The sequence below is a fragment of the Amycolatopsis eburnea genome, from assembly GCF_003937945.1.
Classification (GTDB): domain Bacteria; phylum Actinomycetota; class Actinomycetes; order Mycobacteriales; family Pseudonocardiaceae; genus Amycolatopsis; species Amycolatopsis eburnea.
Window position 1 is genome coordinate 181223 of sequence record NZ_RSEC01000063.1, and the last position, 26346, is coordinate 207568.

Consider the following 26346-nt stretch of genomic DNA (forward strand, 5'->3'; position numbering starts at 1 on the left):
CAGGACATCGCCCGAGCAGGCTGCGGCTGCTCGGGCGGAGTGTCCGGACTGGGGGCGCGGGGAGGGGGTTTCAACCGCCTGGGGGTGGGTTGAAACCCCCTTCCCGCCCGGCTTGTCAGCCGGGCGTGCAGGGCCGGCCGTTGAGCGAGATCGACGCGGGCTTGGAGTTCGTCGCGCCGGCGGTGCCGGTGAAGCCGAACTCGGCGCTGCCGCCCGCCGGGATCGTCTTGTTCCAGCCCGCGTCCACCGCCGACACCGCCGTGCCGGTCTGGGTGACCGTCGCGTTCCACGCCTGCGTCACCCGCTGGCCGTCCGCGAACGTCCACGCCACCGTCCAGCCGTTCACCGCGGCGGTGCCCGTGTTGCCCACCTTCACCGAGGCCTGGAAGCCGCCCTGCCACTGGTTCGTGACCGCGTAGGCCGCCGTGCACGAGCCCGACGGCGCCGGCGTGGTCGTCGTCGTGGGCGGGGTGGACGTGGTGGGCGTGGTGGTCGTCGTCGGCGGGGGTTCGGTACCCCCGGAGTCGCCCACGATCACGCCACGCCCGTTCGTGCCCACGTAGACCCGGCCGTACACCCGCGGATCCCCGCTGAGCGCCGCCCCGATGTTGCCGTACTGGTGCTGGTCGTCGTTGATCCGCGTCCACGACCCGCCCGCGTCGTCCGACCGGAAGATCCCGCGCACCCCGCCGATCTTCGCGATCGTGTATAACGTCGCATACGTCCGGCCGGAGGCGGCCTTGCCGAACCCGATGTTGTCGGCCTCGGTGACCCCCGCCAGCTTCGTGAAGGACGCTCCGGAGTCGGTCGAGTGCCAGAGGCCGTACGTCGTGCCCGAGCCGCCGGCGAGCCAGACGTCCCCCGCCACCCCGGGCATCGCCTTGAAGTGCGCGGAGCCGGTGGGCAGGCCGGTGGCCGCGGTCGCGGTGAAGGTCGCGCCGCCGTCGGTGCTGACGTAGAACTTCCCGGCCGCGAAGCCGTAGAACCGCTTCGGGTCGACGCGGTCGGACTCGACCACCGCGCCGGCCGGGATGCCCGCGGACGCCGTCCAGGACGAGCCGAAGCCGACCGAGTGGCTCACCGGGGTGCCGTCCGGGCTCCAGACGAACCGGCTGCCGTCGGCGGCCGCGGCGACCGTGCCGCCGCTCGCCCCGCCGGACGGCTCCGCGCCCTGGAACCAGTTCTTGCCGCCGTCGGTGGAGAACGCGATCCGGTTGTCGTTCGGCCGGGCGCTGCGGTCGAGCGTGCCGGCCCGGACGATCGTCGCCGGGCTCAGCTCGGCGTAGTCCAGGCTGGTGGTCGTGGTGAAGACCGGCTGGGTGTACATCGTGGCCGGGACGGCGTCGAGGCTGTCGTGCCGGAACCCGCCGATGTCGCCGAGGCCGGACAGCAGGGGCGCGCCCGACGGCGGGCTGATCAGGTCGAGCACCGCGGTCTCTTCGAGGCCACCGACGACCGGCTTGAGCGTGATCTTCCCGCCGCTGTCCCACTTCGTCAGGTCGGTCGACCCGTAGATCGTCGCGCCGGTGCCGTAGAGGAAGTGGTTCGAGTCGAAGGGGTCGATCTCCGCGGACTCGGTCATCCAGCCGAGCTTCGGCGACGGCACCGGGGGAGCGGCCTGGACGCCGAAGGTCAGCCACGGCACCGAAGAGATGTCCTGGGTGTAGCGCAGCGACCGGTCGGGGTAGCTGGTGAAGTCCCAGATCCGCGTCCAGGTGGCGCCGCCGTCGGTGCTGCGGAAGAAGATCACGTCCGGCCACCACGAGACTTGCGTGGCGACCATGAGCGTGTTCGGGTGCTGCCGGTCGATCGTCAGGCCGCTGTAGCCGAAGTAGTCGTCCGTGCTGTCGGACGGGATCGGGCTGATCCGCGTCCAGGCGCCGGTCTTCGTGGCGTACTTCCAGACGTCGCCCTTCGCGCCGTCGTAGGGGCCGCCGGTGTCGCTGGTCGCGAGGTAGAGGTAGCCGCCGACCGGGTCGAGGACGCCCTTGTGCGCCAGGTACCCGGTGGGCTGGCCGGCCAGCCGGGTCCACGACGCGCCGCCGTCGGTGCTGCGGTAGACGGTGTTCTGCTTGTCCGCGACGCCGACGTAGATCGTCTGCGTGGTGCTTCCCCTGGTGCCGGTCGTGGGGTCGAACGTCACCCAGGTGACGCCTTCGTTGTCGCTGGAGTAGCCCGACGGGTCGCTGGGGTCGGGGGCGTAGGTGCCCGGGTTCGGGAAGCTGGTCACCTTCGCCCAGCTGACGCCGGAGTCGGTGCTGCGCCAGAGCCCGTTGCCGCTGGGTGCGCCGAGGTAGAGGACGCTGTTGCGGTTCGGGTCGATCGCGAGCCGCTCGCCCATGCCGCGGCCGGGCATGTTGCCGCCGAGCTTGAACGGCAGCGCCGCCGCCTGCCACGTGGCACCGCGGTCGGCCGAGCGCAGGATCGCGCCGGTGTTCGGGTCCCAGCTGTTGGTGTACATCCCGGCCGCGACGTACACGCGGTCCGGGTCGACGGCGTCGGTGGCGAGGCTGACGACGCCGTTGTGGCCCCAGTCGGTCCAGCCGACCGAGTCGAGCAGCGGGAGCCAGCGACCGGTCGAGGGGTTCCAGCGGTACGCGCCGCCGATGTCGGTGCGGGCGTAGACGAGCCCGGGTTCGGTCTGGTTGAAGACGATGCCCGGGACGAACCCGCCGCCGCCGATCTCGGCGTTGCGCCAGGTGTAGGACGCCGGTGCGGCGGGCGCGGCCGGCGCGCCGGCGGTGATCGCGACGGCGGCGGGCAGGAGGAGGGCGAGCGCGGCCGCGAGGAGCCGGCGAACCCGGGGTGTGCTGGGGGAAAGCAGTCGTCTCACGTCGGCCTCCACGGCTCTGGGAGCGCTTCCAGGGGACGGTAAAAGCGTTCGATGATTTCGGCAACCAGGACTGTCCACTTTGGATTTGGAGCCATCTCGAGGCTGTCACATATGTGAACATCGATCAGGTGACTGAATTGTTATCGCGCGCGGCCTTGTCGGGGTTTTTCCGGCGTGTGAGTGTGGTGCCCGCTGGACTGGACCTACGAAAGAGGCGACCCGGCAATGACGCAGACAGCCCCGGCGCGGCACATCAGCCGGACCACCTTGTACTTCTTCGGTGCGCTCGGGGGCATCCTCTTCGGCTACGACCTCGGCGTGATCTCCGGGGTGCTCCCGTTCATCGGGAAACTGTGGGCGCTGACCAGCTGGGACAAGGGCGTGATCACCGCCAGCCTGTCGGTCGGCGCCATCGTCGGCGCGCTGTTCTCCAGCCGCACCAACGAAGCGCTCGGCCGGCGCCGCACGATCATGGTCGCCGCGGCGATCGTCATCGTGGGCACCCTGGCGGCGGCTTTCTCGCCGACGTTCACGCTGCTCGTGCTTTCCCGCTTGGTCATCGGAGTGGGCATCGGGCTTTCTTCGTCGACGGTTCCGACGTACTTGTCCGAATTGGCGCCGGCGCGGTTGCGCGGCGCGATGGGCGCGCTGAACCAGATCTTCATCGTCAGCGGCATCCTGATCGCGTTCCTGGTGAGCTACTGGCTCGGCCCGGTTTCGGCGTGGCGGTGGATGTTCGCCGGCGCGATCGTGCCCGCGGCGATCCTGCTCGCCGGGCTCGCGTTCCTGCCGGAGACCCCGCGCTGGCTGCTCAAGAACGGCCGCGAGGAGGAGGCGCGGCGGGTGCTGGCCAGTGCCCACGGCAATTCGGTGAACCTCGACGAGGAGATCTCGACCATCCGCGAAGTCATCCGGATGGACACCGAAGAGAAGCCGCGCTTCCGCGACCTGTTCGCCGGCTGGGTGCGGCCGATGCTGTTCGTGGCCGTGCTGCTCGCGGTGGGCCAGCAGTTCAGCGGCGTCAACGCGATCAACGCCTACTTCCCGACCATGCTCATCGGGCTCGGCTTCGCCACGCAGGCCGCGCTGCTGTCCGGCGTGCTGCTCGGCGTCACGAAGTTCCTGTTCACCGCGTGGGTCGTGTTCGTGGTGGACCGCTGGGGCCGCAAGCCGTTGCTGCTCATCGGCAACGTGATCATGGTGCTCACGCTCGCCGCGGCGGGGCTGATCGTGCTCAACGTCCACGACACCGGCCTGCGCGGCATCCTGATGCTGGTGATGATGGTGCTCTACCTGGTCGGCTACGAACTCGGCTGGGGCGCGGTCGTCTGGGTGATGATGTCCGAGGTCTTCCCGCTCAAGGTCCGCGCGGCGGGCATGGGCGTGAGCAGCGTCGTCCTGTGGGCGGCGACGGGCATCGTGAGCGCGGTGTTCCCGATCATCTCCGACCCGAAGTCCCTCGGCATCGGCGGCTCGATGTTCCTGTTCGCGGGCATCAACGTGGTGCTGTTCGGGCTGACGAAGTGGCTGGTCCCGGAGACGAAGGGCCGCACGCTGGAACAGATCGAACTCGACCTCCGGGCGCGGCAGGGGGTCGGCGCGAAGGGCTGAGACGTCAGGGGCCCGGCAAAGTCGCGTCGGTGAGCGGGTGGCCGGCCGCGTGGTCTGCCCGGCGTCGCGGGGATGTCATGAAAGGGTCGTTCATGTCGTCTGGTGAGGTGAACGACCCTTTCATGACATCGCGGAGGGGCGGATCGGCCGTGCTGCCCGACTTTGCCGGGGCCCTGGGCTGAGACTACGTCCGGGCGTGCTCAGCCCACCGGTGCGGCCAGGCCCAGCTTGCCGGCGAGGCGGCCGACCCAGGCTTCCACTTCCTCCGGCGCCCGGTCCGGCAGCCCGAAGATCGTCTCGGTCACCCCGAGCGCGTCCAGGTGCGCCAGCCGTTCCGGGTCAGGACGCTCGCCGAGCGCGCAGATCCGCGGCGCTCCCGTGCGTCCCTCCGCAGCCCAGATCTCGTTCAGCAGCGCCACGTGCCCGTCCAGGTCGGTGTCCGCCGGCGTCGTGATCCAGCCGTCGGCGTGACGGGCGATCCAGCGGAACGTCTTCTCCGTCGGGCCCGCGCCGAGCAGCACCGGGATGTGCGCCTGGACCGGCTTCGGCCACGCCCAGCTCGGCCCGAACGACACGAACTCGCCGTCGTAGGAAGCTTCTTCCTCCGTCCACAGTGCACTCATCGCCTCGAGGTACTCCCGCAGCGCGGTGCGGCGGCGGGTGCCGGGCACGCCGTGGTCGTTCAGCTCGTCGACGTTCCAGCCGAAGCCGGTGCCGAGCGTGACGCGGCCGCCGGAGAGGTGGTCGAGGCTCGCGATCGTCTTGGCCAGGGTGATCGGGTCGCTCTCCACCGGCAGCGCGACCGCCGTGGACAGCCTGATCCGCGACGTCACCGCGGCCGCCGTCGCCAGCGCGACCCACGGGTCGAGGGTGCGGCTGTAGCGGTCGTCGGGCAGGGACGCGTCGCCGGTGCGCGGGTGCGGGGACTCCCGCTTCACCGGGATGTGCGTGTGCTCGGGCACGTAGAAGGTGGCGAACCCGGCGGCCTCCGCGACGCGCGCGGCGGCCGCGGGGGTGATGCCCCGGTCGCTGGTGAACAGCACGATTCCGTAGTCCACGGAGCGAGCGTATTAGAACGTGTTTCAGTTTTCAAGGCCGGCCGGGTGCTGCGGAGGGTCGCCGGTCGAGTACCCTTGGTGACCTTGTCCAGCGCCGGTCGAGCCGCGCTGGACGTGACGCGGGTAGGCAGGCGGGGAGCAGAGCGGCGGGGTGGTTCACCGGCACGGTGGAGGGGCCCGCGACGACCGGGGAGGCAACGTGTCAATCCTTTGTGGACGGAGAGCGTCCCAGTCCGTGGAATCCGGGGCGGGGCGGGATGGCGTGCGCGGCCGGGGATCCGATACCGTGGACCACAGGCCGAGAGGCGCTGCAACGGACCACCGGGTCCGCCACGCTCGGCCGGGATTGACCAACCAAGGGCGCCTCCCGACCAAGGGAGGCTGCCGGTGAACACCCCGCGAGAGTCCGAGGCGCGCCTGCGCGAGCTGTTCGACCAGCGGGTGGCGGTGCTGGACGGCGCCTGGGGCACCATGCTGCAGGGTGCCGGGCTGACCCCCGCCGACTACCGCGGAGACCGCTTCGGCGAGCACACCCACGACGTCACCGGCGACCCCGACCTGCTCAACCTCACCCGCCCGGACGTCATCCTCGACGTCCACCGCCAGTACCTGGCCGCGGGCGCGGACATCACCACGACGAACACCTTCACCGCCACCAGCATCGGCCAGGCCGACTACGGGCTGCAGTCCCACGTCCACGAGATGAACGTCCGCGGCGCGCAGCTGGCCCGCCAGGCCGCCGACGAGTTCGGCGGCCGGTTCGTCGCCGGCTCGATCGGCCCGCTCAACGTCACGCTCAGCCTGTCGCCGAAGGTCGACGACCCGGCGTACCGGGCAGTGACGTTCGAGCAGGTCAAGGCCGCCTACGCGGAGCAGATCGCCGGGCTCGCCGAGGGCGGTGTCGACCTGCTGCTGATCGAGACGATCTTCGACACCCTGAACTGCAAGGCCGCGATCGCCGCCGCCCGCGAGGTGGCGCCGGACCTGCCGCTGTGGATCTCGGTGACCATCGTCGACCTCAGCGGCCGGACGCTCTCGGGGCAGACCGTCGAGGCGTTCTGGAGCTCGATCGAGCACGCGAAGCCGCTGGTCGTGGGCGTGAACTGCTCGCTGGGCGCCGAGGAGATGCGCCCGCACGTCGAGGAGCTCGCCCGGATCGCCGACGCCTACGTCGCCTGCCACCCCAACGCCGGGCTGCCGAACGCCTTCGGCGGCTACGACGAGACGCCGGAGCAGACCGCGGGGCTGATCGGCGGGTTCGCCCGCGACGGGCTGGTCAACCTGGTCGGCGGCTGCTGCGGCACCAGCCCGGCGCACATCGAGAAGATCGCCGAAGCCGCGAAGGGCGTCACGCCGCGCGAGGTGCCCGCACCGCGCACGCACACCCGGTTCAGCGGGCTCGAGCCGTTCGGCATCGGCCCCGACACCGGGTTCGTGATGATCGGCGAGCGCACCAACGTCACCGGCTCCAAGCGGTTCCGCCGGCTCATCGAGTCCGGCGACCACCAGGCCGCCGTCGACGTCGCGCTGGAGCAGGTCCGCGGCGGGGCCAACCTGCTCGACGTCAACATGGACGCCGACCTGCTCGACTCCGAGCAGGCGATGACCACCTTCCTCAACCTGATCGCCACCGAGCCCGAGGTGGCCCGGATCCCGGTGATGGTCGACAGCTCCAAGTGGAGCGTGCTCGAAGCCGGCCTGCGCTGCCTGCAGGGCAAGGGCGTGGTCAACTCGATCAGCCTCAAGGAGGGCGAGGAGCCCTTCCTGGCCCAGGCGCGCACGATCCGCGACTACGGCGCCGGCGTCGTCGTGATGGCCTTCGACGAGCAGGGCCAGGCCGACACCGCCGACCGCAAGGTCGAGATCTGCGCCCGCGCCTACGACCTGCTCACGCAGAAGGCCGGCTTCGCGGGCGAGGACATCATCTTCGACCCGAACGTCCTGGCCGTCGCCACCGGCATCGCCGAGCACAACGGCTACGCCAAGGCGTTCATCGACGCGCTGCCCCGGATCAAGGAACGCTGTCCCGGCGTGCACATCTCCGGCGGTATCTCGAACCTGTCGTTCTCCTTCCGCGGCAACGACGTCGTCCGCGAGGCGATGCACTCGGCGTTCCTGTTCCACGCCGTGCAGGTCGGCCTGGACATGGGCATCGTCAACGCCGGCCAGCTCGCGGTCTACCAGGACATACCGAAGGACCTCCTCGAACTCGTCGAGGACGTGCTCTTCGACCGCCGCGAGGACGCGACCGACCGGCTGGTGGCCTTCGCCGAGAACGTCAAGGGCAGCGGCACCAAGCGCGTCGTCGACCTGTCCTGGCGCGAAGGCTCGGTCGAGGAGCGGCTGTCCCACTCGCTGGTGCACGGCATCGTGGACTTCATCGAGGAAGACACCGAAGAAGCGCGGCAGCAGCTGGCGCGGCCCCTCGACGTCATCGAGGGCCCGCTGATGGACGGCATGAAGATCGTCGGCGACCTGTTCGGCTCCGGCAAGATGTTCCTGCCGCAGGTGGTCAAGAGCGCCCGAGTGATGAAGCGGTCCGTCGCCTACCTCGAGCCGTTCATGGAGGCGGAGAAGGAGAAGGCGCGCCAGGAGGGCAGGCTCGCGTCGACCGGTGGCCAGGGCAAGATCGTGCTCGCCACGGTGAAGGGCGACGTCCACGACATCGGCAAGAACATCGTCGGCGTCGTGCTGGGCTGCAACAACTACGAGGTGATCGACCTCGGCGTGATGGTGCCCGCGGGCAAGATCCTCGACACCGCGGTTGCCGAAGGCGCCGACGCCGTCGGCCTCTCCGGGCTGATCACGCCGTCGCTCGACGAGATGGTCGCCGTCGCCACCGAGATGCAGCGGCGCGGGCTGAAGCTGCCGCTGCTGATCGGCGGTGCCACGACGTCGAAGCAGCACACCGCGGTCAAGATCGCCCCGGCCTACGACAACGCGACCGTGCACGTGCTCGACGCGTCCCGCGTGGTCGGCGTGGTGTCCGACCTGCTCGACCCGGACCGTTCGATCGCGCTGGCCGAGAAGAACCGGGCCGACCAGGAGGTGCTGCGCGAGCAGCACGCGAGCAAGCAGCGCCGCCCGATGCTCACCCTCGAGCAGGCGCGCGCGAACCCGGAGCGGGTGTCGTTCGACGAGCTGCCGACCCCGGCGTTCACCGGACTGCGTGTGGTCGAGCCGAGCATCCCCGAGCTGCGCGAGATGGTCGACTGGCAGTTCCTGTTCCTGGCCTGGGAGCTCAAGGGCAAGTACCCGGCCATCCTGGAGCAGCCGGTCGCCCGCGAGCTGTTCGACGACGCGAACGCGCTGCTCGACCGGATCATCGCCGACGGCAGCTTCACCGCGAAGGGCGCATACGCGTTCTGGCCGGCGCACAGCGAGGGCGACGACATCCTCCTCGACGGCGAGTACGCCCAGGTCGGGTTCCCGATGCTGCGGCAGCAGACGTCGAAGCCGGCCGACCGCGCGAACCGCTGCCTGGCCGACTACATCGCCCCGGCCGGTGACCACCTGGGCGGTTTCGCGGTGGCCATCCACGGCGCCGAGGAGCTGGCCGCGCGGTTCGAGGCCGAGCACGACGACTACAAGGCGATCATGGTCAAGGCGCTGGCCGACCGGCTCGCCGAGGCCTTCGCCGAGTACATCCACCTCAAGGCCCGCCGCGACTGGTTCGAGCCCGACGCCGAGCCGCTGCTGGAAGACCTGCACGCGGAGCGGTTCCGCGGCATCCGCCCGGCGCTGGGCTACCCGGCCAGCCCGGACCACAGCCAGAAGCGCGAGCTGTTCGAGCTGCTGGAAGCGGACGAGCTGGGCATGGCGCTGACCGAGTCGTACGCGATGACGCCGGCGGCGAGCGTGTCCGGGCTGATCTTCGCCCACCCGGACTCCCGCTACTTCACCGTCGGGCGGCTCGGCCGCGACCAGATCGAGGACTACGCGCGCCGCAAGGGCGTCGAAGTGGCCGAGGTCGAGCAGTGGCTGCGCCCGAACCTGGCCTACGAGCCCGGGGCGTAGTCCTTCAGCTCGATGTCCGTGGCGAACTTGTCGGTCGCCTTGAGCATCAGGCCGAGCAGGAAGCGGGACTTGAACGTCCAGTCCCGCAGCTTGATCCGCAGCGGCGACGGCGGCGCGAGGAACGGGCCCGCGCTGCCGCGCTGCGAGACCTTGGCGTAGCCGCGGAACAGCTCCTCGTAGCGGGCGAAGGCGATTTCGTGGTCGCCGCCGGCGGCGAGGAGTTCCCCGGCGAGGACGTACGCGCCCACGATCGCGAGGCCGGTCCCGAAGCCGCCGAGGGTGTTGCCGTAGGCGGCGTCGCCGAGGAGCACGACGCGGCCGCGCGAGTAGCGGTCGATCGTGACGCGGCTGAGGGTGTCCAGGTAGAACTCGCGGGCCCCGGGGACCTTGGCCATCAGCTCGGGCACCCGCCAGCCGGCGCCCTGGTAGGCGTCGGCCAGCAGTTTCCGCTGCTGCGCGGTGTCCGTGCGGTCGTAGTCCAGCTCCGGTGAGGCGAAGACGAAGAACGCCGACGCCTTCGGCCCGCCGACGGCGGCCATCCGGCCGGGCTCGTTGTACATCACCGCGTCGCCGTCGGCGACGTCCTCGCCGAGCTCGGCCAGCGCGTAGTGGTACCCGAGGTACTGGACGTAGTCGCGCTCCGGGCCGAACGCCAGCCGCCGGACGTTCGAGTGGATCCCGTCCGCGCCGACGACCAGGTCGAACCGGCGCGGCGCGGCGGTGGCGAAGGTGACGTCGACGCCGTCGCCGGTTTCGATCAGCGACGTGATGGTGTCGCCGAAGAGGTATTCGCAGTCCGTGTGCGCGTAGAGGATTTCCGCGAGGTCGCCGCGGCGGATTTCGATCTCGCCGCCGGTGAATTCGCCGGGGATGACCGCCTGCGGCTTTCCGGTCGCGTCGATGATCGTCTGGTCCTGCCCGCCGGTCTGGTGCGCGAGGACGTCGCCGAGGATGCCCATGCGCTCGAGCACGGTCCGGTGCGTGGCGCCCTTGAAGTCGACGGCCTGCCCGCCGGGCCGCACCGACGGCGCGCGTTCGACGACGGTGACGGTGCAGCCGTAGCGGGTCAGCCAGTGGGCGAGGGCGGGGCCGGCGATGCTGGCGCCGGAGATCAGGACGCTGAGGTTCTTCATGCCGCCGAGCTTCGCCAGGGGCGCTTACCGGCCCCTGACGAAGCGCTGACGGCTACTCGGCGGCGCCGGTCAGCAGCGACTGGTACCAGGCGTCGTACGGGTGGTTGGTCGCCGGGTAGTTGGCCGGCGGGGTCGTCGCCTGGCTCGCCGAGTCGAAGTCCCAGCCGCGGACCAGCTTGCCCGACTGCCGGGCCGAGGTGATGAAGGCCGACTCCGTCGCGGGAGCGCCGTAGAACAGCGCGCCCTGCTGCAGCTCCGCGCTGTCACCGTTCTGGAACTCGTCGAACGCGACCTGCCGGTAGCGGATCCGGTCGCCGGCGACGCTCGCGGTGTCCGCGCGCAGCGTGTTCGACGGCGTCGGGCCGTCGGCGCCGGTCCACACCCGCACGCGCCGGGTGCCGTTGACGGCGGTGTCCTTGGCGAAGCGCGCGTCGGACGTCTTGGCGTTGCCGGTCCACGAAACGGTGGTGGCCGACAGCGTGCCGGTCCACGTCCAGTTCTGGCTGCTGCTCTGGCTCCGGTGGATCTCCCGCAGGTGCGTGGCGTCGGTGAAGGCGACGGTCGGCTGCACGCCGTTGTCGTACTGGTGGGACGCCTGCCAGGTGATCTCGCCGTCCGCGCCGAGCTTGCCGACGTGGTACCAGAGCGTGGTCGCGCTCTGCGACTGGTGGACCTCGACGAGGTCACCGTTGTCGTTGAGCGCGACGGCCGGGGTCTGCCCGCTGTCGTACTTCCCGTGCCGCAGCCAGGTGACGCGGCCGTCGGCGCCGTAGGTCCCGGTCCAGTACCAGAGCGCGCCGCCGCCGGAGTCGTGCACCTCGACGATCTGGCCGCGCCCGTTGAGCGCGACCGCGGGGTGGTAGCCGACGTCGCGCTTGTACTCCGCGCGGCTGCCGGCGTGCCCGGACAGCAGCGGCAGCACGCGCCCGCGGAGGGAGTCGACGTCCGGCTGCCCGGCCGGGTAGTCCTGGGCGCGCAGGAGGCGGCCGCCGAAGACCGACTCGAGCTCCTGGTTGACGGCGGTGAGGTTGCCGGCCGCGAACGAGGGGTTGTCGGTGAGGTCGTCCTTGAGGTCGAGCATGACGACGATCGGCGCGGCGGCCGGGTGCTGCGCCGACCACGTGTTCACCGTGGTCAGCCAGTCGCGGAGGTTGTTCGACGCCGGGTTGCCGCCGCTGTGGTCGACGAGGTTGCCGGGGGAGTCGTGGCCGACGCCGTAGTCGTGGGTGGTCGCGTAGCCGTTGTCGTGGATGTCGAGCTCGATGAACCGGACGCCGTGGTCGAGCTGGTAGCCGATCGAGTTCTTGGCGCCGTCGACGTTGCCCGAATAGCTGTTGTGCGTCGCCCGGAACACCGAGGCGGTGAACGGGGGGCTCGCGGCGTCGGCCGTGCCGGTCAGCAGCGCGGAAGCGGTGAGCGCGGCGACGGCCAGTGCGGGCAGGCGGGTCATCCTCGGGTCCTCACTTCGGGGAACGGGGTGCGCCCATCCTGGCGCCTCCGGCGAGGAGTTGTCTTGAATTCCGCGAAAACGGTTGATCACGGTGCCGGGTGAATAGCCGGGAAATGCTCACCGAATAGCAGATCAACTGTCCGTTGTGTCGCATTTGTCGAGCCGCCTGGCGAATTATGCCAAATCGCTGCGCGGATTCGGTACTTGGCGGGCGCCTCCGTTGTCATTATCCGGAGAAAGACTGTGCGCACGCGGGGAGGCAGTGGGTGTGGCGAACGACTGGCCGCTGGTCGGCCGCGAACAGGAGCTGGCCTTCGCGCGCCGGGCACTGGCCGACACCGAGGTGTGCGGCCTGCTGCTGACCGGCCGTGCCGGGGCCGGCAAGACCCGCCTGGCCAAGGTGCTGCTGACCGAGCTGGCCGGTGACGGCGCGCGCACGCACTGGGTGCGCGCGATGTCGTCGGCGTCGACGATCCCGTTCGGCGCCTTCGCCCACCTCCTGCCGGGCAGCGCCGACGGCACGGCCGACCGCGCGCACCGGCTCAACCAGGTCGCCGGCCACCTCACGCGGGGCGCGGAGGGGCGGCGGCTGGTGCTGTGCGTCGACGACGCGCACCTGCTCGACGACCTGTCCGCGACGCTGGTGCACCAGCTGGCCGCGACCGCGGCGGCGTTCGTCATCGTGATCGCGCCGCACGGCGTGAGCGTGCCCGACCCGGTGTTCGCGATGTGGAAGGACCGCGTGGCCGAACGGCTCGACGTCGGCGAACTGACCCGGGCGCAGACCATCGAGCTGGTGACCGCGGCGCTGGGCGGGCGGCTCGACGACGGCGCGGAGCACCGGCTGTGGCACCTCACCCTGGGCAACCCGCTGTTCCTGCGGGAACTCGTCCAGGGCGGGCTCGACAGCGGCTCGCTCTCGGCCGTGGACGGGCTGTGGCGGTGGAGCGGCGCCCTCACGGCCACGCCACGGCTGGTCGAGCTGATCGAAACCCGCACCGACCGCGTCGACGCCGACGAGCGGCGGCTGCTGGAACTGCTGGCCTTCGGCGAGCCGCTGGGCAGCGAACCACTGGTCCGGCTGGGCGCGGCGAGTGTGCTGGCGTCCACCGAGCGGGCCGGGCTGGTGGTGTCCGAGCGGATCGGGCGGCGGCTGAACGTCCGCCTCGCGCACCCGCTCTACGCCGAGGTCATCCGGCGCCGGACGTCGCCGCTGCGGCAGCGCGACACCTACCGCATCCTCGCCAGGACGCTGGACCTGACCGGCGCGCGGCGCGCCGAGGACAAGCCGCGGCTGGTCCGCTGGCGGCTCGCCGCCGGCCTGCCGACCGACCCGCAGCTCGTCCGCGCCGCGGCGGAGACGTTGCTGCGCAAGGACTTCCCCCAGGCCGAGCAGCTGGCCGCGGAAGCCGTCCGGCTGGGTGGCGGGTTCGCCGCGAAGTACCTGCTGGCCCAGGTCCGGATCGCGGGCGGACGGCACGCCGACGCCGACGCCCTGCTGGCCGAACTCGCCGGCGAGACGGTGTCGGACGCGCAGCACGCGCGCGTCGCCGGGACGCGGGCGCGGAACCTGGCGTTCGGCCTGAACCGCTTCGACGAGGCCGAGTCCGTGCTCGACACGGCCGAGACCGCGGTGTCCGGGACGGCCGACGAGCTGGTGGTGGCCCGGGCGGCGGTGCGCGCGGCGACGGGCGCGTGCCGCGAGGCGCTGGACCTGCTCGGCCCGGTGCTCGACCGCAACCCGCGCGGCGACGTGCTGCGCCTGAGTGCGCTGGTCGTCGCGGCCGGGGCGCTGGCCGAGTCCGGGCGGACGGAGGCGTGCCTCGGCGTCGTCGAGGAGGGACTGGCGATCACGGCCGCGGACGCGTCCGTGCCAGGGTCCCGCGTCCGCCTGGAGCACGCGCGGGTGGTGGCGCTGTGCCGGGCCGGCCGCCTGGAGGAGGCGGAAGACCTGGCGGGCGAGCACTACCGCGCCGCGGTCGGCGACCGCTGGGCCCCGGCACTGGCGGCCGCGGCGGCGTCCCTCGGCACGGTCGCGCTCGCGTACGGCAACGTGCGCGCGGCGATCCGGCGGCTGAGCGAAGCCCTGGCGGTGGAGGGCCACGACCAGCCGCACGAGTTCCGCCCGGCGGTCGCGAGCGCGTTGGCCCGCGCGTCGGCGATGGCCGGGCAGGCGACAGACTCGCCCGGCCGCTGGGCCACGGCCTGGGCTTGCGCGGCCCGGGGCGAGCTGACCCGAGCGGCTTCCCTGGCTTCACAGGCGGTCTTGGAGTACGCGGGCCGGCCGGCGGTCGCGGCCGAGATCAGCCACGATCTGGTTCGTTTCGGCGTCCCGGAGTTCTCGTCGGAGCTGGACGGCCCGCTGGTGTCGTTGTACGCGGCCCACGCGCGGGCGCTGTCCGCGGGCGACGCGGCGGCCCTGGACGCGGTCGCGACGGCGTTCGCCGACATGGGCGCCCGCCTGCTCGCGGCAGAGGCGGCGGCGGAGGCGTCCCGAGCCCACCGCGCGGCGGGCAAGCTGGGGAGCGCGGTCGGTTCGGCCCAGCGGGCCCAGTCGTGGCTGGCGTCCTGCCCGGACGCCGCGACGCCGGCGCTGGCGCTGCTGGACACCCCGCTCGACCTGACGGTCCGCGAGCTGGAGATCGCCCGCCTGGTGGCGACGGGCCTGACGAGCCGCGCCGTCGCGGACCGCTTGGTGGTGTCGGTGCGAACGGTGGACAACGTGCTGCACGGCGTCTACGCGAAGCTGGGTATTTCGGGGCGGCGCGAACTGGCTTCGGTGGTGGGGCAACCGGAGCCGGGGAGTAGTGCGGCGGACGGCCCGTAGGTAGGTGGAGGCCGCGGCCCGGGCGAAGCCGAGTACCCCGCTACTCATGACCGCGGCGGCATCCGGTTCGAGACTGGATGACAACGGAGGGGCGCGGGCTTCACCGATCCGGATGTCAGGAGTGGACAGGATGACGACTTCATCGGGCGACGTTTTCCAGAACGAGCAGGGTTCCGGGGGTGGCCAGTTCAACGAGCAGGCTTCCGCGGGTGGTGGCGGGGACATCTTCCAGAACGAGCAGGGTTCGGGAGGTGGCCAGTTCAACGAGCAGGCGTCGACGGGCGGCCGCGGCGGTGACATCTTCCAGAACGAGCAGGGTTCGGGTGGCGGTCAGTTCAACGAGCAGGCCTCGACGGGTGGCCGCGGGGGCGACATCTTCCAGAACGAGCAGGGTTCGGGTGGCGGTCAGTTCAACGAGCAGGCCTCGACGGGTGGCCGCGGCGGTGACATCTTCCAGAACGAGCAAGGCTCCGGCCGCGGCGGCAACCAGTTCAACGAGCAGGCGTCGGCCGGCCACCACGGCGACGTGTTCCAGAACGAGCAGGCCTCCGCCGGTCACGGGAACCAGTTCAACGAACAGGCCTCCACGGGCGGCGTGGGCAACATCTTCCAGAACGAGCAGGGTTCCGGGGGCGGTCAGTTCAACGAGCAGGCGTCGACGGGTGGTCGTGGGGACATCTTCCAGAACGAGCAGGGCTCGGGCGGTCACGGTGGGAACCAGTTCAACGAGCAGGCGTCCACGGGTGGTCACGGGAGCATCTTCCAGAACGAGCAGGGTTCCGGCGGTCACGGTGGGAACCAGTTCAACGAGCAGGCGTCCACGGGTGGTCACGGGAGCATCTTCCAGAACGAGCAGGGTTCCGGCGGTCACGGTGGGAACCAGTTCAACGAGCAGGCGTCCACGGGTGGTCACGGGAGCATCTTCCAGAACGAGCAGGGCTCGGGCGGTCACGGTGGGAACCAGTTCAACGAGCAGGCCTCGACCGGCGGTCACGGGAGCATCTTCCAGAACGAACAGTCCCACGGCGGCCACGGCAACCAGTTCAACGAGCAGGCCTCGACCGGCGGCCACGGCAACATCTTCCAGAACGAACAGTCCCACGGCGGCCACGGCAACCAGTTCAACGAGCAGGCCTCCACGGGCGGCCACGGCAACATCTTCCAGAACGAACAGGCCCACGGCCACCACGGCGGCAACCAGTTCAACGAGCAGGCGGCCACCGAGCACCACGAGCACGAGGACCACCACCACGCCGGCCACGACCACCACGTCGACCACCACCACGACGTCGACCACTACTGAGCCGGCGTAAGCGCAGAGGAGCGGTCATGCAGGAGCCGAGTGGCGGGGGGCGCGTCGCCCTCGACACCCTCGACCTCGCGGTCAAGGGGGCGAAGGCCTACGGGCGGGACGATCTCGTCCAGCGCCTCACCGACGCCCGGCGCCTGCTGTCCGAACCGGACGTCACCGTCTACGTCGTCGGGGAGTTCAAGCAGGGCAAGAGTTCGCTCATCAACGCGCTGCTGACCGCCAAGATCTGCCCGGTCGACGACGACATCGCGACCGCGGTGCCGACCGTCGTGCGGTTCGCGCCGGAGTCCGGGGCGCTGGCGACCTACGAGCCGGCCGATCCGTCGGCGCCGCCGTGGACCGAGCGGATCTCGCTCGAAGACCTGCCGAGCCACGTCAGTGAAGCCGGGAATCCCGGCAACCTGCGGAAACTCAAGTCGGTCACCGCGTCGATCAGCCGCCAGCTGCTGTCCGGTGGGCTGGTGCTGGTCGACACCCCCGGCGTCGGCGGGCTCGGCTCGCTGCACAACGCCGTCACCGTCAGCTCGCTCCCGCGGGCGCACGCCGTCCTGTTCCTCTCGGACGCGTCCCAGGAACTCACGGCCGCCGAACTGCGGTTCCTCCGGACGGTGAAAGAACTCTGCCCGAGCGTCTTCTTCGTCCTCACCAAGATCGACCTCTACCCGCAGTGGCGGCGCATCCTCGACCTCAACGCCGGCCACCTCGAAGCGTGCGGGCTCAGCGTCGACACCGTCGCCGTGTCCTCGGAGCTGCGCACCATCGCGGCCCGCTCGGCCGACCAGGAGATGAACGTCGAGTCCGGCTTTCCGCAGCTGGTCAAGCGCCTGCAGGGCGTGGTCGGGGACGCCGAGCGCTCGGCGCTCAACGCCGTCGGCCTGCACGTCGGGTCCGCGGTCGGGCAGCTGCACGCCACCCTGCGCGCCCGCCGCACCGCGCTCGCGCACCCCGAGCAGTCCGCCGCGCTCGTCGCGGAGCTGGGCCGGGTCAACGACCGCGTCGACGCGCTGCGCAGCCAGTCCGCCAAGTGGCAGCAGCTCCTCTTCGACGGGTTCGCCGACATTTCGTCCGATGTGGACTACGACCTGCGCGCCCGCTCCCGCGGGGTGCTGCACGAGGCCGAAGAGGCCATCGAGGACGGTGACCCGGCCAAGAACTGGCCCGAGTTCGAGAAGTGGCTGCGGCAGCGGCTGGCGAACGAGACGCTCGAGAACTACGCGGCCTTCGTCAGGCAGGCAAGGGGACTCGCGACCCGGGTCGCCGACCACTTCGAGCTCGCCGAGTCCCAAGCCGTGCTGCCGCGGGAGGTCCAGGCGCCGGTGAAAGTCGTGGCGGAAATCGACATCGACGCGTCGTTCACCGGCGTCAAGACCCGCGGCGCCACCGGGATGGCCGCGTTCCAGAAGGCCTACAGCGGGTTCCTGATGTTCTCCATGCTGACGAAGATGGCCGCGCTGGCCATCCCGACGCCGTTCGGGGTGGCGGCCGGCCTGCTCATGGGCCGGTCGGGTTTCCTCGACGAACGCAAGCGGCAGCTGGAGAAACGCCGCGGCCTGGCCAAGACCGCGGTGCGCCGGTTCGTCGACGAGTTCAACCTCCAGGTCGGCAAGGACTCGCGCGACGCGATGCGGACCGTCCAAAGAGAACTCCGCGACGCCTACAGCGCGCGCGTCGAAGAACTCCAGCGGTCCCTCACCGAAGCACTGGCGAACGCGAAGAAGGCCGTCGTCGACGACGACGCCGAGGCCGCCGAGCTCACCCGGCTCGAGGCCGACATCGAAGCCCTCGAAGTGCTCGAGCGCCGCGCCGACGAACTCACCTTCCGCAGCGCGCCCAAGCCGAAGGCGGTGGCACGGTGACCCCGCTCCACATCCAGGTCCGCGGGTTCGTCGCCCGCGCGTGCGCCGGCTACGCGGGCACGCCCGCCGAGCCGCAGCTGCGGCAGATCGCCGGCCGGCTCGCCGAACCGCTGCGCGTCGCGATCGCCGGCCGCGTCAAGGCCGGGAAGTCCACGCTGCTCAACGCCCTCGTCGGCCAGGAGCTCGCGGCGACCGACGCGGGGGAGTGCACCCGGGTCGTCACCTGGTACCGCAACGGCCCGACCTACCGGATCATGTTGCACCCCGTGCGCGGGATGCCGCGCCAGCTGCCCTTCGGCAGGCTGTCCGGCACCCTCGGCCTCGAACTCGGCATGGCGCCCGACGACGTCGACCGGCTCGTCGTCGACTGGCCGTCACCCGCCCTGCGCGCGATGACGCTGATCGACACGCCCGGCCTGGGATCGGCGCGGGCGGAGGTCTCCGGGCGCACCGAAGCGGCGCTGGTCCCCGAGGGCGACGGCGTGGGCACCGCGGACGCCGTGGTGTACCTGATGCGGCACGTGCACGGCGACGACGTCCGGTTCCTGGACGCCTTCCACGACGACCCGGCGCAGCGCCGCCCGGTCAACACCATCGGCGTGCTGGCGAAGGCCGACGAGGTCGGGCACGCCCGGGCCGACGCGCTCGATTCGGCGGCGAAGATCGCCGGCCGCTACGCCCGCGACCCGCGGGTCCGCGGGCTCTGCCAGACCGTGGTCCCGGTGGCCGGCCTGCTGGCCAGCTCCGCGGCGACGCTCAAGGAATCCGAGTTCCGCGCGTTCGGGCGGCTCTCGGCCGCGCCGGAGGCCGAAGTGGCGCGGCTGCTGATGTCGGCCGACCGGTTCGCCACCGGCGAGTCCGAAGTGGACGTCCCGGCGGCCGAACGCGCCGAACTGCTGGCCCGCTACGGCCTTTTCGGCGTGCGGCTGGCGATCGAGCTGGTCGGCGGCGAGCTGGTGACCGGCGCGCGGGCGTTGTCGGGCGAGCTGCTGGCCCGCAGCGGGCTGCACCGCCTCCGGTCGCTGCTGACCACGCAGTTCGCCGCGCGGGCCGACGTGCTCAAGGCGCGGTCGGCGCTGCAGGCGGCGGAAGTGGTGCTGCGCGCTTACCCGGACCGCACCGGCGGCCTGCTGCACGAGTGGGAGCGGATCGTCGCGGGCGCGCACGAGTTCGCCGAGATCCAGCTGATCGACTCGATCCGGCTCGGCGTCGTGCTGTTCACCACCGACGAGGCCCGCGACGCGGAACGGCTGCTCGGCGCGACCGGGGTGGACGTGCCGAGCCGGCTGGGCCTGCCGGGGAACGCGGGCCGCTCCGCGATCCGGCAGGCGCTCGGCGCGCAGCTGCTGAGGTGGCAGCGGCGCGCCGAGCACCCCGCGTCCCCGCGCGACGTCCGCGACGCGGCGCGCGTGCTCGTCCGCACGTGCGAAGGAATCCTGCTCAGCGAAGCCAGGGCGGAGGTCCTGTCGTGACCGACCAGCCGAAGGGGAAGATCAGGAAGGCCGCCGCGGCCGCCGCCGGCGCCGTCGCGTCCGAAGTGGCCGGCAACCTGCTCACGCCGGGCGCCACCCCGGCGCCACCCCCGCCGCAGCCCGCCGCGGAGACCGCGCACGACGTGCCCGCCCACGAGTACGTCCCCGAAGTGGAGACCAGCACGGTCACCCGCGGTGAAGACGGCCACGTGCAGGCGCAGACCGGCACGGTCTGGCACCCGGAGACCACCGACGGCCTGCCGCTGGAGGAACTACCGACCGTCGAGGAGTTCGAGCAGATCGAGGTCCGCGAAGACGAGTTCGGCAACTTCATCATCGACGCGACCGAACGGTTCGTGGTGCACAACCACGGCCGCGACGAGGTGTACACCGACCACCAGCACCTCGTCGTGCCCGGCGACGGGACGCCGGGGGACACCGACATCGACATCGTGCAGGACGCCGACGTCGTCATCCACGAGAACCCGGACGGCACGATCACCGTCGAGCACAAGGGTTCGCTGACCTACGAGCTGACCCCCGACGCGCCGGGCCACGGCGACATCGAGGTGTTCCAGGAGGAGACCGTCGTCCTCGACGAGGCCGAGACGGGGCCGCCCGGGATCGAGGTCGGGGTGACCGTGGACGAGCAGGCCAAGGCCGACGACCCGTTCGGCGAGCCGGCCGGGCCGGCGATCCACCAGACCGAGGTGATCGCGGACAAGGGCCGCGGCGCGACGGTGACGGCGCAGGTGACCGCCCCGTCGCCGGCGCTGCCCGGGCCGCCGGCGCCGCCGGTCGTCACGTTCGGCCGGACGCCATCCACAGTGGACGCCGCGCCGGCGGCCGTCGAGACGACGCTGGCGGCGTCGGCCTCGCTCGCCGAGCACCCGGCCCCGCGCCACAGCTTCGCGACCGAACGCGAACCGGCGCCCCACGACGCCGGCGAGGTGACCGGGAGCCGGCCGCACCCGGTGGAGAAGGAGCACCCGTTCGAGCCGCCGCGGCACCCCGAGCCCGACCACGCGCCGGCCGTGACCGAGGTGCCGGACAGCCCACCGCCGGAGCCGCACGATCCGCCCCCGGAACCGCTCGAGGACCACGTGCACGAAGAACACCCCGCGGACCCGGAGCCGGTTCACGGGGACCACCCGATTTTCGACAACGCGGACACCGGCGGCGGAGGCTGACATGGGCTACGGACTGGGCATCGACCTCGGCACGACCTTCACGGCCGCCGCCGTCGACCGGGCCGGCCACGTCGAAATGGTGTCGCTCGGCGACCGGACGGCGGCCATCCCGTCGGTGGTGCTGCTGCGCCCCGACGGCAGCGTGCTGGTCGGGGACGCGGCGAGCCGGCGCGCGGCCGTCGAACCCGACCGCGTGACGCGGGAGTTCAAGCGGCGCCTCGGCGACCCGACGCCGGTGCTGCTCGGCGGCGCGCCGCACTCGGTGGCGTCGCTGATGGCGCACCTGCTCGGCTACGTGGTCCGGACGGTCGCCGGGCAGCAGGGCGGGCGCCCGGACCGGATCACGCTGACCCACCCGGCGAACTGGGGACCGTACAAGCGGGAGCTGTTCGCCCAGGTGCCGAAGCTGACCGGCATCGACCGGGTCGGCTTGATCACCGAGCCCGAAGCCGCGGCGGCGCACTACGCGGCCCAGGAGCGGCTCGACGAGGGCGCCGTCGTCGCGGTGTACGACCTCGGTGGCGGCACGTTCGACGCGACCGTGCTCCGGAAGCGCAACGGCGGGTTCGAGATCCTCGGCACCCCGGAAGGCATCGAGGGTCTGGGCGGGGTCGACTTCGACGAAGCCGTGTTCGGGCACGTCGACCGCGCGCTGGACGGGAAGCTGTCGCGGATCGACCCGGACGACCCGGGCGCGGTGGCGGCGGTGGTGCGGCTGCGCCAGGAATGCGTGCTGGCGAAGGAAGCGCTGTCGGCGGACACCGAGGTGGCGGTCCCGGTGCTGCTGCCGTCGGTGCAGACGGAGGTCCGGCTGACCCGCGGCGAGTTCGAGGAGATGATCCGCCCGTCGATCACGGCGACGCTCGGTTCGCTGCACCGCGCGTTGCGCTCGGCGAACCTCCGCCCGGCCGACCTCGGCGCGGTGCTCCTGGTCGGCGGCTCCTCCCGGATCCCGCTGGTGTCGCAGCTGGTCTCGGCCGAGCTGGGCCGCCCGACGGCGGTCGACATCCACCCGAAGTACGGCGTCGCACTGGGCGCGGCGGCCCTCGCTTCGGGCCGCTCCGGCATGGTGCAGGCGCTCCCGGTGCCGTCCCCGCGCGAGGAGACCCGCGTGCCGGCGCCGCGCGAGCAGACCCGCGCGATGGCGGCGCCCGGCTTCGGCGCGGGTGCACCGCCGCCGTCCCTGGGCCGCCCGAAGTCCGACAGCCCGGGCCGCCGAGCCTCCCGCCGCGGCGTGGTGGTGGGCTTGTGCGCGGTGGCGGTCGTGGCGATCGGCGGCGTGGCGGTGGCGGTCAGCAGCTCCGGAGGCGGGTCGACGGGCAGCACGCCACCGGCGACGACGTCGGCGACCGAGACCCCGGATCTGGTGACGTTGCCGCCACCGGAGACGCCGCAGACAACGCACGCGACGGTGGTCCCGCCGCACACCAACGCGCCGGCGACGACCCGGCGGAAGACCCCGCCGAAGACGACGACGTCGACCAAGACGACCACGCCGACGACGACCACGACGCCTACGACGACCACGACTCCGACGACGTGACGGCGGTGACCTGGGCTGGGTGACGCGTCACCGCCGGCGGGCGAGGTGATGCTGACCGGGTTGGCCTGGCTCGGCCGCGCAGCCCTGGCGGCCGAGCCCGGACTGCCCGGCGACCGCCAGCGGTGGCCTCGCCCGGCCGGGCAGCGCTTGCGGCCGAGCCCGGACTGCTCGGCGACCGCGAGCGGTGGCCTCGCTCGGCCGCGCAGCCCTGACGGCCGAGCCCGGACTGCCCGGCGACCGCCAGCGGTGGCCTCGCTCGGCCGGGCAGCGCGTGCGGCCGAGCCCGGACTGCTCGGTGACACCGCCACCGGCGAGCTGGCCGGGCCCGGCCACCTCGATTTCGGCGGCGGTTCGGCGATCTGGCCTCGCGTCGCGCTTCTGCCCACCCGGCCGCCCAGCCCAGCCCCCGCAGTCCCGGCCTCACGGCCCCGAGGCGAGACCCCACCACCCACCCCGCCCAGTATGTGAGAGATTTTCCAGCCCAAGGAGTGAAGCCCCACCTCCCGCCGTTGACCAGCGGCGATCCCCACCCGCAAGTAGAGCGGGTGATCTCCGCACCGGCACGCCCCACCACCGCAACCCGGCAGCTCGTGCTCCTCGCCGTCGTGCAGGTCTGCGGGATGAGTGTCTGGTTCTCCGCCTCCGCCGTCGTTCCCGCGCTGCGGGCGGAATGGGGGCTGTCCCGGGAGGACACCATCCTCCTGACCGCCGCCGTCCAGGTGGGGTTCGCCTGCGGGGCGGTCGTTTCGGCCGCGCTCAACCTCGCCGACCGGATCCGGCCGCAGCTGCTCATCGCCGCCGGTGCGGGGCTCGCCGCGGTCGTCACCGCCGTGCTGCCGTGGTGTGCGCACGTCCGGGGGCTCGTCGTCCCGCTGCGGTTCGCCGCCGGGTTCGCGCTCGCCGGGGTCTACCCGGTCGGGATGAAGGTCGTCGTGTCGTGGTTCCCGCGGAAACGCGGGATCGCGCTCGGCACCCTGCTCGCCGCGCTGACCGTCGGCTCGGCCCTGCCGCACCTGCCGGTACCGGTCGACTGGCGAGCCGTCCTCGTCGGCGCCGCCGTCCTGGCGACGGCCGGCGCGGGCGTGTCGGCGCTGTTCGTCCGCGAGGGCCCGGACGCTGCCCCCTCGCCGCCGTGGCAGCCGCGGTACCTGGTGCGGATGGCGGCCGACCGGCCGCAGCGGCTCGTGTGCCTCGGGTACTTCGGGCACATGTGGGAGCTCTACGCGCTGTGGGCGTGGCTGCCCGCCTACCTCGCGGCGACCGGCGGGCCGCGCGGGCTCACCGCGTTCGCCGTCATCGGGATCTGCGGCGCCGCCGGGTGCCTGCTGGGCGGCGCGCTCTCGGACCGCTGCGGCCGGGCCGTCGTCGCGATGGCGGCCATGCTCGTCAGCGCGGGGTGCGCCGTGCTGTCCTGCGCCGTCTCCGGCACCGTCCTCCTGCTGCCCGTGCTGCTGGTCTGGGGCGTCGCGGTGATCGCCGACTCGGGGCAGTTCTCCGCCGCGCTCGCCGAAACCGCCGATCCGCGGTACGTCGGGACCGCGCTCACGGCGATGACGGCGGTCGGCTTCCTGCTGAGCGCCGCCACGATCCAGCTGCTGCCGCTCCTGGCCGACGCCGTCGGCTGGCGGGCCGCCGTGCCCGCGCTCGCGGCCGGGCCCGCGCTCGGCGCCGCCGCGATGCGCCGCCTGCGCCGGTAACCTCACCGCCATGACGGCGGAGCACGTGATCGTGACGTCCACGACGGACTCGGAATCCGCGGCGCGGGAGCTCGCCGCGCGGGCGGTCGCGGAACGGCTGGGTGCCTGCGCCCAGGTCGTCGGGCCGATCACCAGTGTCTACCGGTGGGAGGGCGCGGTGCAGACCGACCAGGAGTGGCGCGTCGAGGTCAAGACGACGGCCGACCGCGTCCCGGCGCTGACCGAGCGTCTTCGGCAGCTGCACGGCTACGACCTGCCGGAGGTGATCGCCACGCCGATCGTCGGCGGCAGCGCCGACTACCTCGCCTGGCTGACCGCCGAAACCCGTGGCCAGGACGCCGGTTCCTGACTACGGTCAGGGAATGGAGCTCGAAGGACTCAGGCGGCGCTTCGCGACGCTGACCACCGCCCACCTCGCCGACGCGTGCATCCGGGCCGGCCTGCCGGTGCGCTGCGCCCCGGCGCCGACGCGCGCGGTGGTCCCCGGCGGGCGCCTGTTCGGGCCGGCGGTCCCGGCCCGGCACGTCGGCAGCGTCGACGTCTTCCTGGAAGCCTTCGAGAACGCGGCCGGCGGCGGGGTGCTGGTCGTCGACAACGGCGGCCGCCTCGACGAAGCCTGCGTCGGGGACCTCGTGGTGCTCGAGGCGCGCGCCGCCGGGCTTTCCGGCGTCCTGATCTGGGGCCTGCACCGCGACACCGCGGACATCCGGGCCATCGGGCTCCCGGTGTTCAGCCTCGGTTCCCTCCCGACCGGCCCGCTCACCCTCGGCCCCCGCGTCGACGGCGGGCTGGCCGAAGCCATCGTCGGCAGCTGGCGGATCGGGCCGTCGGACCTCGTCCTCGGCGACGACGACGGCGTGCTGTTCGTCCCGCTCGCCCGCGCCGCCGAGCTGTTCACGCTCGCCGAGGGGATCCGCGACACCGAACGCCGCCAGGCCGACCTGATCCGGGGCGGCGAGCCGCTGCGGGAGCAAGTGCGGTTCGCGGAGTTCCTCACCGCGCGGGAGGCGGATCCCGGCCTGACGTTCCGCGCGCACCTGCGGGCCGTCGGCGGTGCCATCGAAGAATGACCACCAAGGTGTGATCGTTCACCCGACCGGGTATCCGCCGCCGGGAGGCGGCACCATGAACACGCTCATCGGCTTCGGCAAGGACATCGAATACCACTTCGCGCGGGGGTTGCGGGCCTACGTCGCCCGGGTGGCCGGCGCGGTCGGCGTCGGGTTCGAGTCGTGTTCGCTCGACCTCGACGTGCCCAGCTCCGGGTACGTCGCGCTCGACCGCACCCTCCCGGACCTGCCCGCGCACGACCTGGCCCTGATCTGGGACGAGGTGCACGGCTGGTCGGCGGAGGTCGAACCGGCCGCAGGCGGCGCCGCCACGGTCCTCGGTTACCTCGGGGGCACCGAAGTCGTGCCGCCCCCGTGCGCGGTCGCCGGCTTCGTCGACGCGCTGCGGTTCACCGGGCCGCCCGCCGCCGCGTTCACGCCGCCGGTGTTCCGGCGGCCCGGCCACCACGAGGACCTGGTCGACCGGCTGCCGGTCACCGGCCCGGAAGGACTGCTGCGGCCGAGCTCCCCGGCCTGGTGAACGCGGGACGGGAGCGCGCCGGGCATTTACGATGAGCGGGCAGCGATCCGTCCCCCGAAGGAAACCCGTGAACACCGATGAGCCGCACCCCGTCCGCGTCCTGCTCGTGGAGGACCACGACATGGTGGCGGAGGCGCTGCAGCAGGCCCTCGACCGCGCCGACGGGATCACCGTGGTCGGCCGCGCTCGCTCCCGGGCCGAAGCCCTCGCCGACGTCGGCGAGCACGAGCCGCACGTCGTGCTGCTGGACCGGCGGCTCTCCGACGGCGACGCGCTGGGTGCCATCGCGGACCTCGCGGCCGGCGGCGCCCGGGTGCTGGTCCTGACCGGCGAAGCGACCCCGGCGATCGCCGCGCAGGTCGCCAAGGCGGGCGGTGCCGGGCTGCTGTTCAAGTCCTCGCAGCTGGGCGTGCTCGAGTCCGCCGTCCGGGAGGTGGCCGCCGGCGGCGTCGTCTTCGAGCCGGAACTGCTGCCCGGCGTCCTCGACCGGCTCGCCGGTCGCATTCCCGCGGTGGGCCGGACGCTGACCGCGCGGGAGCGCGAAACCCTCGGGCTGCTGGGCGAAGGCGCGACCACCGACGAGATCTCGCTGCGGCTCGGCGTCTCCCGCAACACCACCCGCAACCACGTGCAGCGCGTGCTGGAGAAGCTCGGTGCGCGTTCGAAGCTCGAAGCCGTCGCCGTCGCCCGCCGGGAGGGCCTCATCAGCTGATGCAGCTGCACCACCCGGAGGGGGCGCGGTTGCATCTCGCGCGGC

The 26346-nt window shown here is 72.3% G+C and carries 17 protein-coding genes and 1 riboswitch; of the genes, 13 read left to right on the forward strand and 4 right to left on the reverse strand.

The genetic code is table 11. The annotated features are described in order from the left end of the window. Positions 1 to 115: 115 nt before the first annotated feature. Positions 116 to 2833, reverse strand: a complete 2718-nt coding sequence (locus EIY87_RS44650) for a cellulose binding domain-containing protein (protein WP_404800158.1) — start codon at positions 2831 to 2833, stop codon at positions 116 to 118. 225 nt (positions 2834 to 3058) lie between these two features. On the opposite strand from EIY87_RS44650, the gene EIY87_RS44655 reads away from it, so the two are divergent. Next, entirely contained in the window at positions 3059 to 4444 is a 1386-nt protein-coding gene (locus tag EIY87_RS44655) for a sugar porter family MFS transporter (RefSeq protein WP_191984505.1), read from the forward strand. A gap of 200 nt (positions 4445 to 4644) precedes the next feature. Here the strand turns inward: EIY87_RS44655 and EIY87_RS44660 are convergent, their stop codons facing one another. Further along, a complete protein-coding gene (locus EIY87_RS44660) occupies positions 4645 to 5502 on the reverse strand; it encodes an LLM class F420-dependent oxidoreductase (protein ID WP_125316149.1) in 858 nt (285 codons plus the stop codon). A 294-nt stretch (positions 5503 to 5796) separates the two neighbouring features. Beyond that, a riboswitch (S-adenosyl-L-homocysteine riboswitch) is annotated at positions 5797 to 5875 on the forward strand. A 14-nt stretch (positions 5876 to 5889) separates the two neighbouring features. Here EIY87_RS44660 and metH point away from each other — a divergent pair. Further along, positions 5890 to 9519 carry a methionine synthase gene (metH, locus tag EIY87_RS44665; RefSeq protein ID WP_125316150.1) on the forward strand — a complete coding sequence of 1210 codons (3630 nt, stop codon included), beginning with the start codon at positions 5890 to 5892 and terminating at the stop codon, positions 9517 to 9519. Here metH and EIY87_RS44670 read toward each other — a convergent pair. Together EIY87_RS44670 and EIY87_RS44675 are read right to left on the reverse strand one after the other, a co-directional pair. Further along, a complete protein-coding gene (locus EIY87_RS44670) occupies positions 9501 to 10652 on the reverse strand; it encodes an FAD-dependent monooxygenase (RefSeq protein WP_125316151.1) in 1152 nt (383 codons plus the stop codon). The two genes, metH and EIY87_RS44670, sit on opposite strands and share 19 nt — an antisense overlap. 52 nt (positions 10653 to 10704) lie before the next feature. After that, the gene (locus EIY87_RS44675; RefSeq protein ID WP_125316152.1) at positions 10705 to 12102 is read right to left on the reverse strand and encodes a PI-PLC domain-containing protein; all 1398 of its coding nucleotides are present in this window, start codon (positions 12100 to 12102) and stop codon (positions 10705 to 10707) included. Positions 12103 to 12370: 268 nt separating this feature from the next. On the opposite strand from EIY87_RS44675, the gene EIY87_RS44680 reads away from it, so the two are divergent. The 11 genes from EIY87_RS44680 to EIY87_RS44730 all read left to right on the forward strand — a co-directional run bounded on the left by EIY87_RS44680 (position 12371) and on the right by EIY87_RS44730 (position 26301). Further along, on the forward strand, positions 12371 to 14929 hold the full coding sequence (locus EIY87_RS44680) for a helix-turn-helix transcriptional regulator (RefSeq protein WP_225440415.1): 2559 nt from the start codon (positions 12371 to 12373) through the stop codon (positions 14927 to 14929). A 130-nt stretch (positions 14930 to 15059) separates the two neighbouring features. After that, a complete protein-coding gene (locus EIY87_RS48825) occupies positions 15060 to 16232 on the forward strand; it encodes a glycoprotein (RefSeq protein WP_225440416.1) in 1173 nt (390 codons plus the stop codon). A gap of 26 nt (positions 16233 to 16258) precedes the next feature. Further along, a complete protein-coding gene (locus tag EIY87_RS44690) occupies positions 16259 to 18097 on the forward strand; it encodes a dynamin family protein (protein WP_125316154.1) in 1839 nt (612 codons plus the stop codon). Further along, on the forward strand, positions 18094 to 19569 hold the full coding sequence (locus EIY87_RS44695; protein WP_125316155.1) for a dynamin family protein: 1476 nt from the start codon (positions 18094 to 18096) through the stop codon (positions 19567 to 19569). The genes EIY87_RS44690 and EIY87_RS44695 overlap by 4 nt, the downstream gene beginning before the upstream one ends. After that, on the forward strand, positions 19566 to 20759 hold the full coding sequence (locus EIY87_RS44700; RefSeq protein WP_125316156.1) for a hypothetical protein: 1194 nt from the start codon (positions 19566 to 19568) through the stop codon (positions 20757 to 20759). The genes EIY87_RS44695 and EIY87_RS44700 overlap by 4 nt, the downstream gene beginning before the upstream one ends. Position 20760: 1 nt before the next feature. Continuing rightward, positions 20761 to 22302, forward strand: a complete 1542-nt coding sequence (locus EIY87_RS44705) for an Hsp70 family protein (RefSeq protein WP_125316157.1) — start codon at positions 20761 to 20763, stop codon at positions 22300 to 22302. Between the two features lie 545 nt (positions 22303 to 22847). Continuing rightward, positions 22848 to 23999 carry an MFS transporter gene (locus EIY87_RS44710; protein WP_225440417.1) on the forward strand — a complete coding sequence of 384 codons (1152 nt, stop codon included), beginning with the start codon at positions 22848 to 22850 and terminating at the stop codon, positions 23997 to 23999. Positions 24000 to 24009: 10 nt separating this feature from the next. Then, positions 24010 to 24348 carry a divalent-cation tolerance protein CutA gene (gene cutA / locus EIY87_RS44715; protein WP_125316158.1) on the forward strand — a complete coding sequence of 113 codons (339 nt, stop codon included), beginning with the start codon at positions 24010 to 24012 and terminating at the stop codon, positions 24346 to 24348. A gap of 13 nt (positions 24349 to 24361) precedes the next feature. Continuing rightward, positions 24362 to 25069 (forward strand): RraA family protein, encoded by a 708-nt coding sequence (locus EIY87_RS44720; RefSeq protein WP_125316159.1) that lies wholly within the window; start codon positions 24362 to 24364, stop codon positions 25067 to 25069. A 55-nt stretch (positions 25070 to 25124) separates the two neighbouring features. Beyond that, positions 25125 to 25589, forward strand: a complete 465-nt coding sequence (locus EIY87_RS44725; RefSeq protein WP_125316160.1) for a DUF6292 family protein — start codon at positions 25125 to 25127, stop codon at positions 25587 to 25589. Positions 25590 to 25620: 31 nt separating this feature from the next. Continuing rightward, positions 25621 to 26301 carry a response regulator transcription factor gene (locus tag EIY87_RS44730; RefSeq protein ID WP_125316161.1) on the forward strand — a complete coding sequence of 227 codons (681 nt, stop codon included), beginning with the start codon at positions 25621 to 25623 and terminating at the stop codon, positions 26299 to 26301. The last annotated feature ends 45 nt before the right edge of the window (positions 26302 to 26346 follow it).

Bases quoted from the DNA above. Each gene is read 5' to 3' on its own strand.
- EIY87_RS44670 (WP_125316151.1), bottom strand. From the start codon at position 10,652: ATGAAGAACCTCAGCGTCCTGATCTCCGGCGCCAGCATCGCCGGCCCC.
- cutA (WP_125316158.1), top strand. From the start codon at position 24,010: ATGACGGCGGAGCACGTGATCGTGACGTCCACGACGGACTCGGAATCC.
- EIY87_RS44725 (WP_125316160.1), top strand. From the start codon at position 25,125: ATGAACACGCTCATCGGCTTCGGCAAGGACATCGAATACCACTTCGCG.
- EIY87_RS44720 (WP_125316159.1), top strand. From the start codon at position 24,362: ATGGAGCTCGAAGGACTCAGGCGGCGCTTCGCGACGCTGACCACCGCC.
- EIY87_RS44655 (WP_191984505.1), top strand. From the start codon at position 3,059: ATGACGCAGACAGCCCCGGCGCGGCACATCAGCCGGACCACCTTGTAC.
- EIY87_RS44705 (WP_125316157.1), top strand. From the start codon at position 20,761: ATGGGCTACGGACTGGGCATCGACCTCGGCACGACCTTCACGGCCGCC.
- EIY87_RS44690 (WP_125316154.1), top strand. From the start codon at position 16,259: ATGCAGGAGCCGAGTGGCGGGGGGCGCGTCGCCCTCGACACCCTCGAC.
- EIY87_RS44675 (WP_125316152.1), bottom strand. From the start codon at position 12,102: ATGACCCGCCTGCCCGCACTGGCCGTCGCCGCGCTCACCGCTTCCGCG.
- EIY87_RS44730 (WP_125316161.1), top strand. From the start codon at position 25,621: ATGAGCGGGCAGCGATCCGTCCCCCGAAGGAAACCCGTGAACACCGAT.
- EIY87_RS48825 (WP_225440416.1), top strand. From the start codon at position 15,060: ATGACGACTTCATCGGGCGACGTTTTCCAGAACGAGCAGGGTTCCGGG.